General features: G+C 67.0%; 16 protein-coding genes. 14 read left to right on the top strand and 2 right to left on the bottom strand.

Going from position 1 to position 15,252, the window contains the following annotated elements; translation table 11 throughout:
- Positions 1-196 precede the first annotated feature (196 nt).
- Positions 197-616, bottom strand: a complete 420-nt coding sequence (locus ACFQ9R_RS29540; protein ID WP_378995177.1) for an SRPBCC family protein — start codon at positions 614-616, stop codon at positions 197-199.
- 115 nt (positions 617-731) lie between these two features.
- Here ACFQ9R_RS29540 and steA point away from each other — a divergent pair, with 115 nt between their 5' ends.
- From steA to der, 11 genes are all read left to right on the top strand, one after another.
- Positions 732-1,931, top strand: a complete 1,200-nt coding sequence (gene steA, locus ACFQ9R_RS29535) for a putative cytokinetic ring protein SteA (RefSeq protein WP_378995175.1) — start codon at positions 732-734, stop codon at positions 1,929-1,931.
- Positions 1,928-2,869, top strand: coding sequence for a copper transporter (locus tag ACFQ9R_RS29530; RefSeq protein ID WP_378995186.1), 942 nt, complete (start codon positions 1,928-1,930; stop codon positions 2,867-2,869). The genes steA and ACFQ9R_RS29530 overlap by 4 nt, the downstream gene beginning before the upstream one ends.
- 91 nt (positions 2,870-2,960) lie before the next feature.
- On the top strand, positions 2,961-4,685 hold the full coding sequence (locus tag ACFQ9R_RS29525; RefSeq protein ID WP_378630070.1) for a CTP synthase: 1,725 nt from the start codon (positions 2,961-2,963) through the stop codon (positions 4,683-4,685).
- 21 nt (positions 4,686-4,706) lie between these two features.
- Positions 4,707-5,366 carry an NUDIX domain-containing protein gene (locus ACFQ9R_RS29520; protein ID WP_378995173.1) on the top strand — a complete coding sequence of 220 codons (660 nt, stop codon included), beginning with the start codon at positions 4,707-4,709 and terminating at the stop codon, positions 5,364-5,366.
- 38 nt (positions 5,367-5,404) lie between these two features.
- A complete protein-coding gene (gene xerD, locus ACFQ9R_RS29515) occupies positions 5,405-6,337 on the top strand; it encodes a site-specific tyrosine recombinase XerD (RefSeq protein ID WP_378995171.1) in 933 nt (310 codons plus the stop codon).
- A gap of 250 nt (positions 6,338-6,587) precedes the next feature.
- Positions 6,588-7,421 (top strand): ParA family protein, encoded by an 834-nt coding sequence (locus ACFQ9R_RS29510; RefSeq protein ID WP_101463778.1) that lies wholly within the window; start codon positions 6,588-6,590, stop codon positions 7,419-7,421.
- A 17-nt stretch (positions 7,422-7,438) separates the two neighbouring features.
- The gene (locus ACFQ9R_RS29505) at positions 7,439-8,302 is read left to right on the top strand and encodes a segregation and condensation protein A (protein WP_378995169.1); all 864 of its coding nucleotides are present in this window, start codon (positions 7,439-7,441) and stop codon (positions 8,300-8,302) included.
- Positions 8,299-8,955, top strand: coding sequence for an SMC-Scp complex subunit ScpB (gene scpB / locus ACFQ9R_RS29500; protein WP_101463266.1), 657 nt, complete (start codon positions 8,299-8,301; stop codon positions 8,953-8,955). Before ACFQ9R_RS29505 ends, scpB begins: the two co-directional genes overlap by 4 nt.
- Before the next feature lie 8 nt (positions 8,956-8,963).
- The gene (locus tag ACFQ9R_RS29495; RefSeq protein ID WP_378995167.1) at positions 8,964-10,379 is read left to right on the top strand and encodes a pseudouridine synthase; all 1,416 of its coding nucleotides are present in this window, start codon (positions 8,964-8,966) and stop codon (positions 10,377-10,379) included.
- 38 nt (positions 10,380-10,417) lie between these two features.
- Positions 10,418-11,122 (top strand): (d)CMP kinase, encoded by a 705-nt coding sequence (cmk, locus tag ACFQ9R_RS29490; protein WP_378995183.1) that lies wholly within the window; start codon positions 10,418-10,420, stop codon positions 11,120-11,122.
- Positions 11,119-12,534 (top strand): ribosome biogenesis GTPase Der, encoded by a 1,416-nt coding sequence (gene der, locus ACFQ9R_RS29485; RefSeq protein WP_378995165.1) that lies wholly within the window; start codon positions 11,119-11,121, stop codon positions 12,532-12,534. Before cmk ends, der begins: the two co-directional genes overlap by 4 nt.
- Before the next feature lie 53 nt (positions 12,535-12,587).
- Here the strand turns inward: der and ACFQ9R_RS29480 are convergent, their stop codons facing one another.
- Positions 12,588-13,184 (bottom strand): TetR/AcrR family transcriptional regulator, encoded by a 597-nt coding sequence (locus ACFQ9R_RS29480; protein WP_378995163.1) that lies wholly within the window; start codon positions 13,182-13,184, stop codon positions 12,588-12,590.
- A 90-nt stretch (positions 13,185-13,274) separates the two neighbouring features.
- Here ACFQ9R_RS29480 and ACFQ9R_RS29475 point away from each other — a divergent pair, with 90 nt between their 5' ends.
- The 3 genes from ACFQ9R_RS29475 to ACFQ9R_RS29465 all read left to right on the top strand — a co-directional run bounded on the left by ACFQ9R_RS29475 (position 13,275) and on the right by ACFQ9R_RS29465 (position 15,185).
- Positions 13,275-14,162 (top strand): alpha/beta fold hydrolase, encoded by an 888-nt coding sequence (locus tag ACFQ9R_RS29475; RefSeq protein WP_378995161.1) that lies wholly within the window; start codon positions 13,275-13,277, stop codon positions 14,160-14,162.
- Between the two features lie 177 nt (positions 14,163-14,339).
- Positions 14,340-14,615: a YggT family protein gene (locus ACFQ9R_RS29470; protein WP_378995159.1), complete on the top strand. Its 276-nt coding sequence runs from the start codon at positions 14,340-14,342 to the stop codon at positions 14,613-14,615.
- Between the two features lie 159 nt (positions 14,616-14,774).
- Positions 14,775-15,185 (top strand): hypothetical protein, encoded by a 411-nt coding sequence (locus ACFQ9R_RS29465; RefSeq protein WP_378995157.1) that lies wholly within the window; start codon positions 14,775-14,777, stop codon positions 15,183-15,185.
- Positions 15,186-15,252 lie beyond the last annotated feature (67 nt).

Genomic DNA, 15,252 nt, shown 5'->3' with positions numbered 1-15,252 from the left:
TTTTATTCTTGTCGTCTGTGGGGAGGGCCGGGGGCGGCCGGGCGGGTCGGGGGGGGGGGCTTGGTCCTCAAAGGAGCAAGCCCCGGTGCCTGACCGGCGGGCCAATCAGGGCCGCGGACACGCGCGCGCCAGCGCGCCAAAAATACAGCCAGTGCCTCCAGGACTACCGATCACCGAGTCCCGAGCCCCACCAACCTCAGCGCAGTGCTTTACGCACCCCGCCGATCAGCTGATTGGTCAGCTGACGCAATCCGAACTCCAGCGCCGGCGCAGGCACCGGCAGCGACGGCTCCGACTCCATCGTGTAGACCACCCGAGTACCGCCCTCACTCGTATCGGCGAAGGTGATCGTGCCGATGTGGCGCTTGACCGGGGCGCCCTTGACGATCTTGTATTCCATCCGCTCACCGGGGGTGAGGGCGGTGATCTCCTCGGTGACGCCGACCTTGCCGAAACCCAGCAGGTGCTGGGCGCCGACGCCGGTGGCCGGATCGCCCGCTTTGATGAGCTTGACCTGGATCGGCAGGTACGGGCTGACGGCCTCACGCTCGGTGAAGAGGCGGTAGACGATGTCGCGAGGTGCGTCGAAGACCGTTTCGACGGTGCTACGTGGCATGGATGTGTCTCCTGTCCGAAATGTCTGTGACCCGGAGCATACGGGTAGTCGGCACCCGTGCTCCGACCGGCGCGCCTCCACCAAAGGTTGAGGGTTTGGCTTCATCATCGGCCTCATGAAGATGCCGGCGCTGTTGTCACGGAACACGGAAACGCTGCCCGGTGTCGCCGGGATCGCCCGGGTGGATCGCGATACCGGACGACTGCTGCGGCGGGTCGGTCCCGGGGACGTGGTCGTCCTCGACGCGACCGACCTGGACCGCCACACCGCCGATCGGCTGGTCGAGGCGGGGGTGCTCGCGGTGATCAACACCTCGCCCTCGATTTCCGGGCGGTATCCCAACCTGGGGCCAGAGGTGTTGGTGGCCAACGGGATCGTGCTGATGGACACGGTGTCCTCCGACGCGTTCGGCAGGATCAAGGACGGGTCGAAGGTCCGCATCGACGGCGGCATCGTCTACGCCGACAGGCTCACCAAGAAGGAACCCGAGGTCCTGGTCGAGGGCATCGAGTTCGACGAGACGGCCATCGCGGACCGGATGATCGAGGCGCGCAACGGACTCGCCGATCACCTCGACGCGTTCGCGGGCAACACCACCGAATTCGTGCGTACCGAGAGCGCGCTGCTGATCGATGGTGTGGGCGTGCCCGATATCGAGCTGGACATGCGTAACCGGCACGTGGTCGTCATCGCCGACGGTTCGGGCCATCTCGCGGAACTACAGCGGCTCAAGCCGTTCATCAAGGAGTACGCGCCGATTCTGATCGGTGTGGGCAGTGGCGCCGATACCTTGCGCAAGCTCAAGTACACGCCCGACCTGATCGTCGGTGACCCCGACGAAATCAGCACGGAGACGTTGAAATCCGGCGCCGAGATGATTTTGCCCGCCGATACCGACGGCCATGCCAAGGGCCTCGAGCGCATCCAGGACCTGGGGATCGGCGCCACGACGTTCCCGTCGTCGGGTTCGCCGACCGATCTCGCGTTGATGCTGGCCGACCATCACGGCGCGTCGCTGATCGTGCTGGCGGGCGCGCCCGCTTCGCTCGAGGACTTCTTCGACCGTGGCCGTCGTGACAGCAATCCGGCTACCTTCCTGACCCGATTGAAGGTCGGCGCGAAGCTGGTCGACGCGAACGCGGTGTCCACCCTGTACCGGCATCGTTCCGCGGGCGCCGCGGTGGCGCTGGTGGTGCTGGCCGCCCTGGTGGCGATCGTGGTGGTGATCTTGGCTTCGCACAACGGTTCCGAGGTGCTGGACTGGGCGATCGAGTACTGGAACAGCTTCGTCCTGTGGGTGCGTGGTCTGCTGTGATCTCGCTGCGTCAACACGCCATCTCGATCGCGGCGATCTTCCTCGCGCTCGCGGTCGGTGTGGTGCTCGGGTCACACACCCTCGCGGGCACCATGATCTCGGGCCTCCGGTCGGACAAAACCGACCTGAACACCCAGGTAGACGAACTGACCGCGCAGAACGCCCAGCTCACCGCCCGCCTCGAGTCCGCCGACCAGTTCATCGCGGGCTCAGCGGCGCGCATCCTGAACGGCACCCTGGCCGATCGCACCGTCGTCGTCCTCACCACCCCCGACGCCGACCCCGCCGACATCGACGGCGTGAGCAACTCCCTGCGCACCGCGGGCGCCACAGTGACCGGCCGCATCGCCTTGACGGAGTCCTTCGTCGACGCGGGGGAGGGCGACCGCATGCGCTCCACCCTGACCAATATCGTCCCCGCGGGGGCCCAACTGAACACCGGCGCCGTAGACCAGGGCAGCCTCGCGGGCGACCTCCTCGGCCTTGCCCTGCTCCAAGACCCCGTGTCCAACCACCCCCGCAGCACCCCCGAGGAACTGTCTCTGATCCTCGAAACCCTCCGGGGCGGCGACTTCCTCACCTACACCGACCCGCCGACGAGACCCGCGCAACTGGCCGTGGTCATCACCGGCAACGGTGTCGAACCCGACACCGGCCAGGGCGCGACTATCGCCCGCTTCACCGCCGCCCTCCGAGCAAGAGCCGCGGGCACTGTCCTCGCAGGTCGCCAAGGGGCCGCCGAGGGCAACGCCCCGATAGCCACCGTCCGAGCCCAGGCCCCCCTCGCGACCACGGTTACCACCGTCGACAACATCGACCGCGAAATCGGCCGGGTGACAACAACACTCGCCCTGACAGAACAACTGACCGGCGGCGCGGGCCGCTACGGAACAGGCCCGACAGCGACATCGCTGACACTGGTAGCCATGCCCCGCTGAGTGAGAACCTCACCACCGCGAACCCAACACGCCGCCCGCTAACGACCGGCAAAATACGCGGAGAGGCGGACTAGCGGTACAGTGGTGGTCCGTGGGTCATCAACGGAATCAGGCTAAAAGTGCCACCAAGCACATCTTCGTGAGCGGTGGCGTCGCCTCCTCATTGGGTAAGGGTCTCACCGCCTCCAGCCTCGGTCAGCTCCTGACCGCGCGCGGCATGCGGGTGACGATGCAGAAGCTCGACCCGTATCTCAATGTCGATCCGGGCACCATGAACCCGTTCCAGCACGGCGAGGTGTTCGTCACCGAAGACGGCGCCGAGACCGACCTGGACGTGGGGCACTACGAGCGTTTCCTCGATCGCGATCTCACGATGGACGCGAACGTGACCACCGGCCAGATCTATTCGACGGTGATCGCCAAGGAACGCCGCGGTGAGTATCTGGGCGATACGGTGCAGGTCATTCCGCATATCACCGACGAGATCAAGAGCCGCATCCTGGCGATGCAGGGTCCCGATCTCGAGGGGCATGTGCCGGACGTGGTGATCACCGAGATCGGTGGCACCGTCGGTGACATCGAGTCGCAGCCGTTCCTGGAGGCGGCCCGCCAGATCCGTCACGATGTGGGTCGCGACAATGTGTTCTTCCTGCATGTGTCGCTGGTGCCGTATCTGGCGCCCTCGGGTGAGCTCAAGACCAAGCCGACGCAGCACTCGGTGGCCGCGCTGCGCAATATCGGTATCCAGCCCGACGCGCTGATCCTGCGTTGCGACCGCGAGGTCCCGCAGGGTCTCAAGAACAAGATCGCGCTGATGTGCGACGTCGATGTGGAGGCGTGCATCTCCACGCCGGACGCGCCGTCGATCTACGACATCCCCAAGGTGCTGCACAGCGAGGGCCTCGATGCCTATGTGGTGCGCAAGCTGGGGCTGCCGTTCCGCGATGTGGACTGGGCGGTGTGGGGCGATCTGCTCGATCGCGTGCATTCGCCGCGTGAGACCGTCGAGGTGGCGCTGGTCGGCAAGTACGTCGATCTGCCCGATGCCTACCTGTCGGTGACCGAGGCGTTGCGTGCGGGTGGTTTCGCCCATCGCGCCAAGGTGAACATCCGTTGGGTGCCGTCCGACGAGTGCGAGACCGAGGTCGGCGCGCAGGCGGCGCTGCGTGACGTCGACGCGGTGCTGATCCCCGGTGGGTTCGGCATCCGCGGTATCGAGGGCAAACTCGGCGCGATCGGCTACGCCCGCCGTCGCGGTATCCCGCTGCTCGGCCTGTGCCTCGGTTTGCAGTGCGTGGTCATCGAGGCGGCGCGTTCGGTCGGTATCGCCGACGCGAACTCGGCCGAATTCGAGCCCGACACCAAGAACCCGGTCATCTCGACCATGGCCGACCAGGAAGACGTTGTCGCCGGCGAAGCCGATCTGGGCGGCACCATGCGACTGGGCGCCTACCCCGCCACGTTGAAGAAGGGCTCGGTCGTCGCGCAGGCGTACGGCACCGAGAATGTGTCCGAGCGGCACCGGCACCGGTTCGAGGTGAACAACTCCTACCGCGATGCCATCGCCAAGAGCGGGCTGGTCTTCTCCGGCACCTCGCCCGACGGGCACCTGGTGGAGTTCGTCGAGTACCCGGCTTCGGTGCATCCGTTCTTCGTCGCCACCCAGGCGCATCCCGAGCTCAAGAGCCGTCCGACCCGGCCGCATCCGCTGTTCGCGGCGCTGATCAACGCCGCGTTGAAATACAAACTGGCCGAACGGCTTCCCGTAGACTTCCCGGAGGAAGAGCTCGCGGAGCAGGCCACCGCGGAAGCCTAGGAAGATCGGCGATAGGAACGCATGAGCGAGCCCGGTAGTCACGACTTCGAGACGGTGTCGAGCCGGGTGCTCTACAGCGGCGCGATCCTGGCTCTGCGCCAGGATCAGGTCAGGATGCCGGACGGGCGGGTCGCCGAGCGTGAGGTGATCGAGCATCACGGTGCTGTCGCGGTGCTCGCGCTCGACGACGACGGCAACGTGGTGCTGATCCGTCAGTACCGGCATCCGATCGGCACCAGGCTGCTGGAACTGCCCGCCGGGCTGCTCGATATCGACGGTGAGGACCCGCTCACCGCGGCCAAGCGTGAGCTGGCCGAGGAGACGGGCCTCGCCGCCGCGCAGTGGTCGGTGCTGGTGGATGTGGCGTTGTCGCCGGGCTTCACCGACGAGGCGCTGCGGGTGTTCTTCGCGACCGGTCTCAGCGCCACCGACCGGCCCGATCCCGAGCACGAGGAAGCTGATCTCGAGCTGGTGCGGATGCCACTCGCCGAGGCGGTGCGGGCCGCGCTGGCGGGGGAGATCGTCAACGCGACCGCGGTCGCGGGAGTGCTCGCCTATGCCGCGGCCGAGGCGAGCGGGGTTCCGTTGCGCGCACCCGACGCACCGTGGCCCGGTCAGCCGACCACGTTCCTGCGGCGCAAGGCCGCCGAGGCGGCATCGACGCACGGCAATCACGCGTGAACACCGCAGCGGTCGGCGGGGACTAGACAGGCGAGGGCGTGCTCGAGCGGGAGATAGCCGCCTATCTCGACCATCTCGCGGTCGAGCGAGGAGCCGCGCGCAACACCCTCGGTGCCTACCGTCGTGACCTCGCCCGCTATCGGGCTTTCTTGACCGGGCGCGGTGTCGAATCGTTGGGCGCGGTGGCCCAGGGCGATGTCGCCGAATTCACCATGGCGTTGCGCGCCGGCGGCGCGGACTATCCCGCGCTGGCAGCGGGTTCGGTGGCGAGGGCGTTGATCGCGGTCCGCGGACTGCACCGGTTCGCCGCCGCCGAGGGACTCACCGATACCGATGTGGCGCATGCGGTGAAACCACCCGCGCCGGGTCGCCGGCTGCCCAAAGCACTGCCCTACGACCAGGTTCTGCGACTTCTCGAATCGGCGGGTGGCGAACCGGACGGTTCCGACGGTGGCCCGCGCGGACTGCGTGACCGGGCGCTGCTGGAGTTGCTCTACTCCACGGGCGCGCGTATCTCGGAGATGGTGGGACTCGACGTCGACGACATCGACGCCGAGCAACGCTGTGTGGTGCTGCACGGCAAGGGTGGAAAGCAGCGCCTCGTCCCGATCGGCCGCCCGGCGCTCGCGGCTGTCGACGCGTACCTGGTGCGCGGTCGACCCGCTCTCGCCGCGAGCGGAAAGGGTTCCGGCGGAGCTCTTTTCCTCAACGCCCGCGGCGGCAGACTGTCGCGGCAGAGCGCGTGGCAGGTCTTGCAGACTGCCGCCGAACGCGCCGGAATCGGGGCGACGGTCTCGCCGCACACCCTGCGTCACTCCTTCGCGACCCATCTGCTCGACGGCGGCGCCGATGTGCGGGTGGTGCAGGAACTGCTCGGCCACGCCTCGGTGACCACGACCCAGATCTACACGCTCGTGACGGTGAGCACCCTGCGTGAAGTGTGGGCCACTGCCCATCCCCGTGCGACGTGAACCGGCACCTCCGATACCCGCTGAGCAGGTATCGTGCGAACACGCCCGGCGTTGCCATGCTGTACCTCACCGGTCCGAGCGGTAGCGTCTACCCAGAGTTGGACCGTACGAAAGCGAGCCGGTCCCGGATCGGCCTCGCTACCCTCGACAGGGGTTACCGGCAAGGAAAACGTATAAGGAGCAGCGGATCGTGACGACAGCGGAAACACCGTGGGACGGTGGACCGGAAGAGGTCGCCGAGGCCGTCGAGATGGGCCCGACAGGGCGCCCGCTGCGACTGGTGCCCGATCCACCCCAGGTCCAGCGACACGGCGACGCACTCGTCGTCGCCATGTGCAACCAGAAGGGCGGGGTCGGAAAGACCACCTCGACCATCAATCTCGGTGCGGCACTGGCCGAGTACGGTCGCCGGGTGCTGCTCGTAGATCTCGACCCCCAGGGTGCGCTCTCGGCTGGGCTGGGGGTGGCACACCACGACCTCGAACTCACCGTGCACGACCTGCTGATCGGCGGCAAGGCCAAGGTCGACGACGTGCTGCAGACCACCAAGGTCGACGGCATGGATCTGTTACCCAGCAACATCGACCTCTCCGCCGCCGAGATCCAGCTGGTGAACGAGGTCGGCCGCGAACAGTCGCTCGGCCGCGCCCTGCACAGCGTGCGCGATCGCTACGACTACATCCTCATCGACTGCCAGCCCTCGCTCGGTCTGCTCACGGTCAACGCGCTGGCCTGCTCCGACGGCGTGATCATTCCGATGGAATGCGAGTACTTCTCGCTGCGCGGGCTCGCATTGCTCAACGACACCGTCGAGAAGGTGCGCGACCGTCTGAATCCGCGACTGAGCCTCTACGGCATCGTGGTCACCATGTTCGATGCGCGCCTGCTGCATTCGCGTCAGGTGATGTCGCGGGTGGTCGAGGTGTTCGGTGACCTGGTCTACGACACCGCCATCTCACGCACCGTGCGCTTTCCCGACGCCAGCGTCGCCGGGGAGCCGATCACCACCTGGTCGCCGAAATCGGGCGGCGCCGAGTCGTATCGAGCGATGGCCCGTGAAGTCATCCACCGGTCTGGCCGGTGATCGGAGCTACACCTGCGGTGCAAGCAGTACCCGAAGACGCGGTGCCGGCCGCGGACAAATCCGGTTTTCATCTGCGGCTCACCAATTTCGAGGGGCCGTTCGATCTGCTGCTGACGTTGATCAGCTCGCGCAAACTCGATGTCACCGAAGTCGCGCTGCACCAGGTCACCGACGAATTCATCGCCTACACCAAGGCCCTGACCGCCGAGCTGGCCGAGAACACCAAGCTGCGCGCGGACAAGATTCTCGATCAGACCACCGAATTCCTCGTCGTCGCCGCCACTTTGCTCGACCTCAAGGCCGCCCGGCTGCTGCCCTCGGGTGAGATGACCGACGCCGACGATCTCGAACTCCTCGACGCGCGCGACCTGCTGTTCGCGCGATTGCTGCAATATCGCGCGTTCAAGCAGGTGGCCGAACTGCTCGCCGAGCTGGAAGCCGCGGCCCTGCGCCGGTATCCGCGCTCGGTGGCGCTCGAGGAACAGTTCGAAGGACTGCTGCCAGAGGTCACCCTCGGGGTGGATATCGCCGCGTTCGCCGAGATCGCGGCGGCGGCCTTCCGGCCACGTCCGGTCGCCGAGGTCGGGCTCGGGCATCTGCACATGCACACCATCTCGGTCGCCGAGCAGGCCGAGCTGGTGCTGGCCCTGTTGAAGGAACGCGGGCCGGGCGGCTGGACCACCTTCGCCGAATTGGTGGTCGACTGCACAGTCCCGGTGGAAATCGTGGCGCGGTTCCTGGCGTTGCTGGAGCTGTACCGCGGTAAGACCATCGCCTTCGACCAACCCGATCCGCTCGGGCCGTTGGCTGTCAGCTGGCTCGGCGAGCTCGACCCTGACGCGGAAGCAGCGGCGTTGACGTTCGAGGAGGATTACGGATGACAGAGGCAGTGGCGGAATTCACCTCCGAGCCACTCGACGACCTCGAATTGCGGTCGGCACTGGAGGCGATGCTGCTCGTCGTCGACGCCCCGGCACCCACAGAACAGCTGGCAGCGGCCTTGGACGACACCAGCGAGCGGGTCGAAACCGTCCTGCGCGCGATGTCGGCGGAACTGAGCGCGCGCGGCAGCGGCATCGACCTGCGTTTCGTCGGTGACGGATGGCGCTTCTATACTCGACAGGAGTACGCGCCCTATGTCGAGCGGGTACTGCTCGACGGGGCCCGGACGAAACTGACCCGGGCCGCCTTGGAAACCTTGGCGGTAGTGGCCTATCGCCAGCCGGTGACCCGCATGCGGGTCAGCGCGGTCCGAGGGGTGAACGTCGACGGAGTGATGCGCACACTGCTGGCCAGAGGCTTGATCGCGGAAGCGGGTCAGGACCCCGAAACCAACGGCACGCTGTACCGCACCACCGAGTTGTTCCTCGAACGGATCGGGCTCGCCTCTCTCGGCGACCTGCCACTGCTGGCGCCGCTGCTTCCCGGCGTCGATCTGATCGACGAGATCAGCGAGAGCCTGGAAACCGATCCCCGGTTCACCAGGCTGAAAAAACCCGCCGAGTCCGACATGGACCTCGGCACCGACGATTGACAGGACAGATGAATAATTCCGCTCGCCGAGATGGCACACCGGATCGAAGAAATCGCAGCGACCAGCCCCGCAGTGGCGCGAATCGAACCGCGGGCAACCGCGGCGACAGTGCGCGCACCGGGCAGGGTGGCTCCCGCGCAGCGGCTCCGGGCCGGCGCGGCACCGGCGCGGGTGGCTTCCAGCGCGGCAATCAGACAGCAGCCCGGTCCGCAGGCAGTTTCCAGCGTGACGCCGAGTCCGGCGGTCGTCGTGGATCCACCGGCGGTGGGTACCAGCGTGATGACCGTCGTGGCGCGTCCACCGGTGGTGACCGTCGCGGCAGTTCGAGCGGTGGCTTCCAGCGTGACGATCGACGCGGCGCCCCGGCCGGTCGCGGCGCGTCCGCCGGTGGGTACCAGCGTGACGACCGTCGAGGTGGCCCCGCAGGCGCAGGTCAGCGTGATGACCGTCGCAGCACCGGTGCCTCCAGCGGTGGCGGCTACCCGCGTGGTGACGCCGACCGCGGCCAGCGTGGAGGCACAGCTGGTCAGCGCAGCGGCGCTTCGGCCGGCACTCAAGCCTTCGCGGCTCGCAAGAAGACCACGAAGCCGCAGAAGAAGGTCGTCGCTCCGACGATCCTGAACAACGCCAAGCCCGCGCGGCACCAGCACGCCGATGTCACCGAGGGGCCCAAGAAGCTTCCCTGGGGCGAAGGCGAACGGTTGCAGAAGGTTCTCGCCAAGGCGGGTGTGGCCTCGCGTCGCGCCGCCGAGGAGATGATCGCGGCCGGTCGCGTCGAGGTCGACGGCAAGATCGTGCGTGAGCAGGGTCTGCGCATCGACGCCGAGAACGCGGTCGTGCGCGTCGACGGCACCCGTGTCGTGGTCCGCGACGAGCTGGTGCACCTGGTGCTGAACAAGCCGAGGGGCTGGCAGTCCACCATGTCCGACGACCTGGGGCGCCCCTGCGTCGGCGATATCATCGCCGAGCGGATCGCCGCTGGTCAGCGCCTGTTCCACGTCGGCCGTCTCGATGCCGACACCGAGGGCCTGCTGCTGGTCACCAATGACGGCGAGATGGCGCATCGACTGATGCACCCCTCGTTCGAAGTTCCCAAGACCTACTTGGCCACCGTCGACGGCGAGGTGAACTACCGCCTGGTCGGCAAGCGCTTGCGCGAAGGCGTCGAGCTCGAGGACGGACCCGCCAAGGTCGACAAGTTCATGGTGCTCGAGGCCTACCAGGGCCGGTCGCTGGTGAAGCTCGTGCTGCACGAGGGCCGCAAGCACATCGTGCGTAGGCTGCTCGACGAGGTCGGCCACCCGGTGATCCGGCTGGTGCGCACCCACCTCGGCCCGGTGGCACTGGGCGACCAGCGTCCCGGCACGCTGCGGGTGCTCGGCCGCGACGAGATCGGCAAACTCTACGAGGCGGTGCAGCTGTGAACGGTGTGGACTTTCCCCTGGAATTCACCGGCGACCGGATGACCGGTGACGCGACGCTCGTCGTCGCGATGGACGGTCCTTCCGGCACCGGTAAGTCCAGCGTGTCGCGTCGGCTCGCCGCGCGGCTCGGCGCCCGCTACCTCGACACCGGTGCCATGTACCGGGTCGCGACCCTGCGTGTGCTGCGTGCGGGTGTCGAGCTGACCGATTCGGCTGCGATCGCGGAAACCGTAGCGGCACTGCCGCTTTCGATCGGTACCGACCCCAGCCACGAGGTGATCGAACTCGACGGTGAGGACGTCTCGGCGGAGATCCGCGGCGACGCTGTCACCAAGGCCGTCTCCGCTGTTTCCGCGGTGGCGCAGGTGCGCGAGCAGCTCGTCGCCCTGCAACGCGAGATCACGGCGATGGCCGGACGCATCGTGGTCGAAGGCCGCGATATCGGCACCGTCGTACTCACCGGCGCCGACGCCAAGATCTATCTCACCGCCTCCGCGGAGGCACGCGCCGAGCGGCGCAACGCACAGAACATCCGCGAGGGCCGCGGCGACGATTACGCGGCCGTGCTGGCCGACGTGCAGCGCCGCGACACCCTCGACTCCACCCGCACAGTGTCGCCGTTGCGCCCCGCCGCCGACGCGGTGCTCGTCGACACCAGCGACCTGACGATGGCACAGACCATCGAGGAGCTGTATCGCGTGGTGGCTCAGCAGCTTTCGGCCACGACAGGAGGTCCGCGATGATCGAAGAGATTCTCGTAGGCGACGGAACCTGGACCGACGAGTCCGAATGGGAAGTCCTCGACATCGACGGGGACGGCGAAGGCGAACAGCACGTCGCCATGCCCACGCTGGCCGTGGTCGGACGCCCGAATGTGGGCAAGTCGACCCTGGTCAACCGCATTCTCGGCCGCCGCGAAGCAGTGGTCGAAGACGTTCCCGGTGTCACCCGTGACCGCATTTCGTACGAGGCCAACTGGGCCGGGCGCCGCTTCATGGTGCAGGACACCGGCGGTTGGGAACCCGACGCCAAGGGGCTGCAGCAGCACGTCGCGCGCCAGGCCGAGGTGGCGATGGAAACCGCCGACGCCATCCTGCTCGTCGTCGACGCCACCGTCGGAGCTACCACGACCGACGAGGCCGCGGTGCGCAAGCTGCGCCGCTCCAAGATCCCGGTGATCCTGGTGGCCAACAAGGTCGACGATCAGAAGGTCGAAATCGAGGCGGCCTCGCTGTGGTCGCTGGGCCTGGGCGAACCGCGCATGGTCTCGGCCGCGCACGGCCGTGGCACCGGTGACCTGCTCGACGACGTGCTCGGCGCGCTGCCCGAGACCCCGCGCGAAGGTACCGCCGTCGCGGGACCGCGTCGCGTGGCACTGGTCGGCAAGCCGAACGTCGGCAAGTCCAGCCTGCTCAACAAGCTGGCAGGCGACGAGCGTTCGGTGGTCCACGATGTCGCGGGCACCACCGTCGACCCGGTCGACTCGCTGGTCGAGCTGGGCGGCAAGACGTGGAAGTTCGTCGACACCGCCGGTCTGCGCCGCAAGGTCTCCAACGCCACCGGCACCGAGTTCTACGCCTCGCTGCGGACGAAGTCGGCGCTGGAAGCCTCCGAGGTCGCGATCATGCTGATCGACGCCTCGGTGCCGATCACCGAACAGGACCTGCGCGTGATCAGCCTGGTCGCCGAGTCCGGTCGTGCGCTGGTGCTGGCGTTCAACAAGTGGGACCTGGTCGACGAGGACCGCCGCTACATGCTCGAGCGCGAGATCGATCGCGATCTGGTGCGCGTGCCGTGGGCGCAGCGGGTCAACATCTCGGCTCACACCGGCCGCGCCGTGGCGAAGCTGGTACCGCAGATGGAGACCGCGCTCGAGTCCTGGGACAAGCGCATCTCCACCGGCCGCCTCAACACCTGGCTCAAGGAAGTCATCGCGGCCACCCCGCCGCCGATGCGTGGCGGTCGTCAGCCCCGCGTCATGTTCGCCACCCAGGCGAGCACCCGCCCGCCGACGTTCGTGCTGTTCACCACCGGGTTCCTCGAGGCAGGCTACCGCCGCTTCCTGGAGCGCCGCCTGCGTGAGGAGTTCGGATTCGACGGTTCGCCGGTGCGCATTTCGGTGCGTGTGCGCGAGAAGAAGGAACGTAAGAAGTAGTTCGAGTGTCAGACGAGTGAGCCCCGGCGAATATCGCCGGGGCTCTTCGTTTTTCAGGCGTCGAGTACGCGGTCGAGCAGATGGTCGACCAAGTGTGTCGCGCGCGCGGCATAGTGGTCGTCGGTGAGCATTCCTTGCGTCAGCCCGCCGACGGCGAGCAGGATCACCTCGGCATCGGCGATGAGCGTCTTCTCGTCGGCGTCAGGACCGCGCAGCTGCCGTAGTTGTCCCGCGACCGCGTCGATGATGTAGTTCGGGGCGCCCGCGGTATCGGCGGATTCGACGTCGGGGCCGGTGAGTGTCGCGGCGTGGAAGATGCCGAGAATGACGGCGTCGCGCCGACTTGCCTCGTCGAGGGGCAGGACCGAGATCAGGATCGTGCGCACGATATCGCGGGGACCGGCGTCCGGCCCGAGAGCCGCGAATCCCTGTGCCATCCGGGCGCCGGAATCCTCGACGACAGCACGGTGCGTGGCGAGCAGGAACTCCCGTTTGGTGCCGAAGTAGTACTGCACCGACCGCACCGAGACCCCGGCTTCGGCGGCCACGGACTGGAAGGTCGCGGCTTCCAGTCCGCCCCGGGCGATGACCCGTCGAGCAGCACCGGTGATCGATCTGCGCCGTTCTTCGTGGTCGGCCAAACGTGGCATCGCTCCTCCTACTGTCCTGGCGGATTTTCATGGTACGCCCATACCATCTATGTGGTACGGTGATATCACCAACGAGAAACAGGGGTGGTCATGGCCAAGATCGGGCGATTCAAGAACGACAAGGCACGCGAGGAGTACCTGCGGACCTATCGGGAACTGGAAAAGCAGTGGACGGTGCCGTCGACCCTGCTCGAGGTCTCCACTTCTTTCGGTTCCACTCGTGTCCGTAAATCTGGTGCGGGAGAGGGTGTCCCGATCGTGCTCATGCACTCACTCGGCGCCAACAGCCTGTCCTGGAACCACGTCATCGAGGATTTCGCTCGTGACCGCGTCGTCTACATGCCCGAAATGATCGGCGCTCCCGGCCTGAGCGTGCAGACCGCACCGATCGACGAAAACGGCTTCGGTACCTGGTTCGGCGAGGTTCTCGACGGGCTCGGCGTCGACCAGGTCCACCTGGTCGGTTACTCGCAGGGCGGCTGGCAGGCGATGGCGATCGCCACCACTACGCAGCGCCGCCTGGCGAGCCTGACCGTGCTCGAGCCGGGCGGCACGCTGACGAAGATCAAGTGGAGCCTGCTGTGGACGATGATCCGAGTCGGTGCCCGGCCCACGGACAAGAACCTGCGTGCGATGAACGCGCGGCTCAACCCTGGCGTCACCCTGACCGACGCGGAATTCGACGGGGTGAAGGCAGCGCTGGGATACGCACCCTCGATCGGCTACCCGAAGATGTTCACCGACGAGCGGCTGGCCACGATCACCATGCCGACGCTGGTACTGCTCGGGTCGGAGTCGTTGGTGGTCGACTCGCAACTTGCCGAACAACGCCTGCGCGACAACGTGCCCACCTGTGAAGTCGAGATCTTCCGCGGGGCCGGGCACGGCCTGTTCCACGAGATCCCGAAGCCGGTGACTGCCCGCATTCTCGACTTCACCAGTCGCTACGAGCCGACGGACGCCCGCCACGGAGAATAGGCGTCGCCGCTCGCCATTACCGCTCGGACGCACCACGCCGCGCCCGCGATCACCACGAAGAACGTGTCCGCGGGCCTGATAATCGACTGAGAACAACCGGGTGGTGGACACCTTGGCAATGTCGGGCACGTTGAGAGCGGTAAGAGGTCCTCTGAGGCCTCCGCGAGGGAGTGCGTCATGAGTCTTGTGGGAACCCTGGTCGGCTACGCGCTGACAGTCTTTCTGGTGCTGCTGATCGCCCGGATGGTGGTGGACTGGATCGATGCGCTGGGCAACGGTCCCCAGTGGGCCCGCAAAGCCAGGGAGGTGACCCACGCCGCGACCGAACCGGTGATCGCCCCGGTACGCAAGGTGCTCAAGCCGATCCGGATCGGTGACTTCTCCCTGGACCTGGCCTTCACCGCCGTGTTCATCGCCGTCCTGATCCTGCGAGCGATCGCCTTCAGCCTGTAGTCGAGGTGGCGCTGCCGAGGGGTCAGCGCGCCGGCGAGCTCGCGGGCGCGGCGTCGACGGGCAGGCCCGTGTGGCGATCCGGTTCATCCGTTTCGGGTGAGGCCCTCGCGGCTGCCATCGGGAAACGTTGGTCGTCGGTCTTCTACGGAAGGATTCATGATGGCTCACTTATCGGAAACCGAGCATCCGGTCCAGCAGGGTTTCGCCGCAGGCACTTCCATCGGCGCCGCGATCCTGCTCCTGGTCGTCGCCGTGTTGTCCGTTCTGCAGGGCATCGCCGCGGTGGCCAAGGACGACCTGTTCGTCGTCGGCATCGACTACGTCTATGAATTCGACACCACGACATGGGGCTGGATCCACATCATCGGCGGGATAATACTCGCGCTGAGCGCGCTGGGGCTGATGGGCGGCGCGACCTGGGCGCGGATTGTGGCGGTCGTCATCGCGTCACTGTCGATCATCGCGAATTTCCTGTGGCTGCCCTACTATCCGGCGTGGTCGATCCTGATCATCGTGCTCGATGTGGTGGTCATCTGGGCCGTCACGACTTGGAATCCGCGCACGGTCTGATCCGCAGCCCGGGATTGCTGCTCCGAGGATGGCCAACGGTCCGCCACTCCGAGGGCGACCCGAATAC

The sequence above is a fragment of the Nocardia sp. NPDC056541 genome (assembly GCF_042794235.1).
GTDB lineage: Bacteria > Actinomycetota > Actinomycetes > Mycobacteriales > Mycobacteriaceae > Nocardia.
Note: the sequence above shows the minus strand (reverse complement) of the source record. Positions and strands in the feature narration are given on the sequence as shown.

Excerpts from the sequence above, each read along its gene's own strand:
- ACFQ9R_RS29510 (WP_101463778.1), top strand. The coding sequence starts at position 6,588 with ATGGGCCCGACAGGGCGCCCGCTGCGACTGGTGCCCGATCCACCCCAG.
- scpB (WP_101463266.1), top strand. The coding sequence starts at position 8,299 with ATGACAGAGGCAGTGGCGGAATTCACCTCCGAGCCACTCGACGACCTC.
- ACFQ9R_RS29480 (WP_378995163.1), bottom strand. The coding sequence starts at position 13,184 with ATGCCACGTTTGGCCGACCACGAAGAACGGCGCAGATCGATCACCGGT.
- ACFQ9R_RS29495 (WP_378995167.1), top strand. The coding sequence starts at position 8,964 with ATGAATAATTCCGCTCGCCGAGATGGCACACCGGATCGAAGAAATCGC.
- ACFQ9R_RS29475 (WP_378995161.1), top strand. The coding sequence starts at position 13,275 with ATGGCCAAGATCGGGCGATTCAAGAACGACAAGGCACGCGAGGAGTAC.
- ACFQ9R_RS29520 (WP_378995173.1), top strand. The coding sequence starts at position 4,707 with ATGAGCGAGCCCGGTAGTCACGACTTCGAGACGGTGTCGAGCCGGGTG.
- ACFQ9R_RS29540 (WP_378995177.1), bottom strand. The coding sequence starts at position 616 with ATGCCACGTAGCACCGTCGAAACGGTCTTCGACGCACCTCGCGACATC.
- cmk (WP_378995183.1), top strand. The coding sequence starts at position 10,418 with ATGACCGGTGACGCGACGCTCGTCGTCGCGATGGACGGTCCTTCCGGC.
- der (WP_378995165.1), top strand. The coding sequence starts at position 11,119 with ATGATCGAAGAGATTCTCGTAGGCGACGGAACCTGGACCGACGAGTCC.
- steA (WP_378995175.1), top strand. The coding sequence starts at position 732 with ATGAAGATGCCGGCGCTGTTGTCACGGAACACGGAAACGCTGCCCGGT.
- ACFQ9R_RS29470 (WP_378995159.1), top strand. The coding sequence starts at position 14,340 with ATGAGTCTTGTGGGAACCCTGGTCGGCTACGCGCTGACAGTCTTTCTG.
- ACFQ9R_RS29465 (WP_378995157.1), top strand. The coding sequence starts at position 14,775 with ATGGCTCACTTATCGGAAACCGAGCATCCGGTCCAGCAGGGTTTCGCC.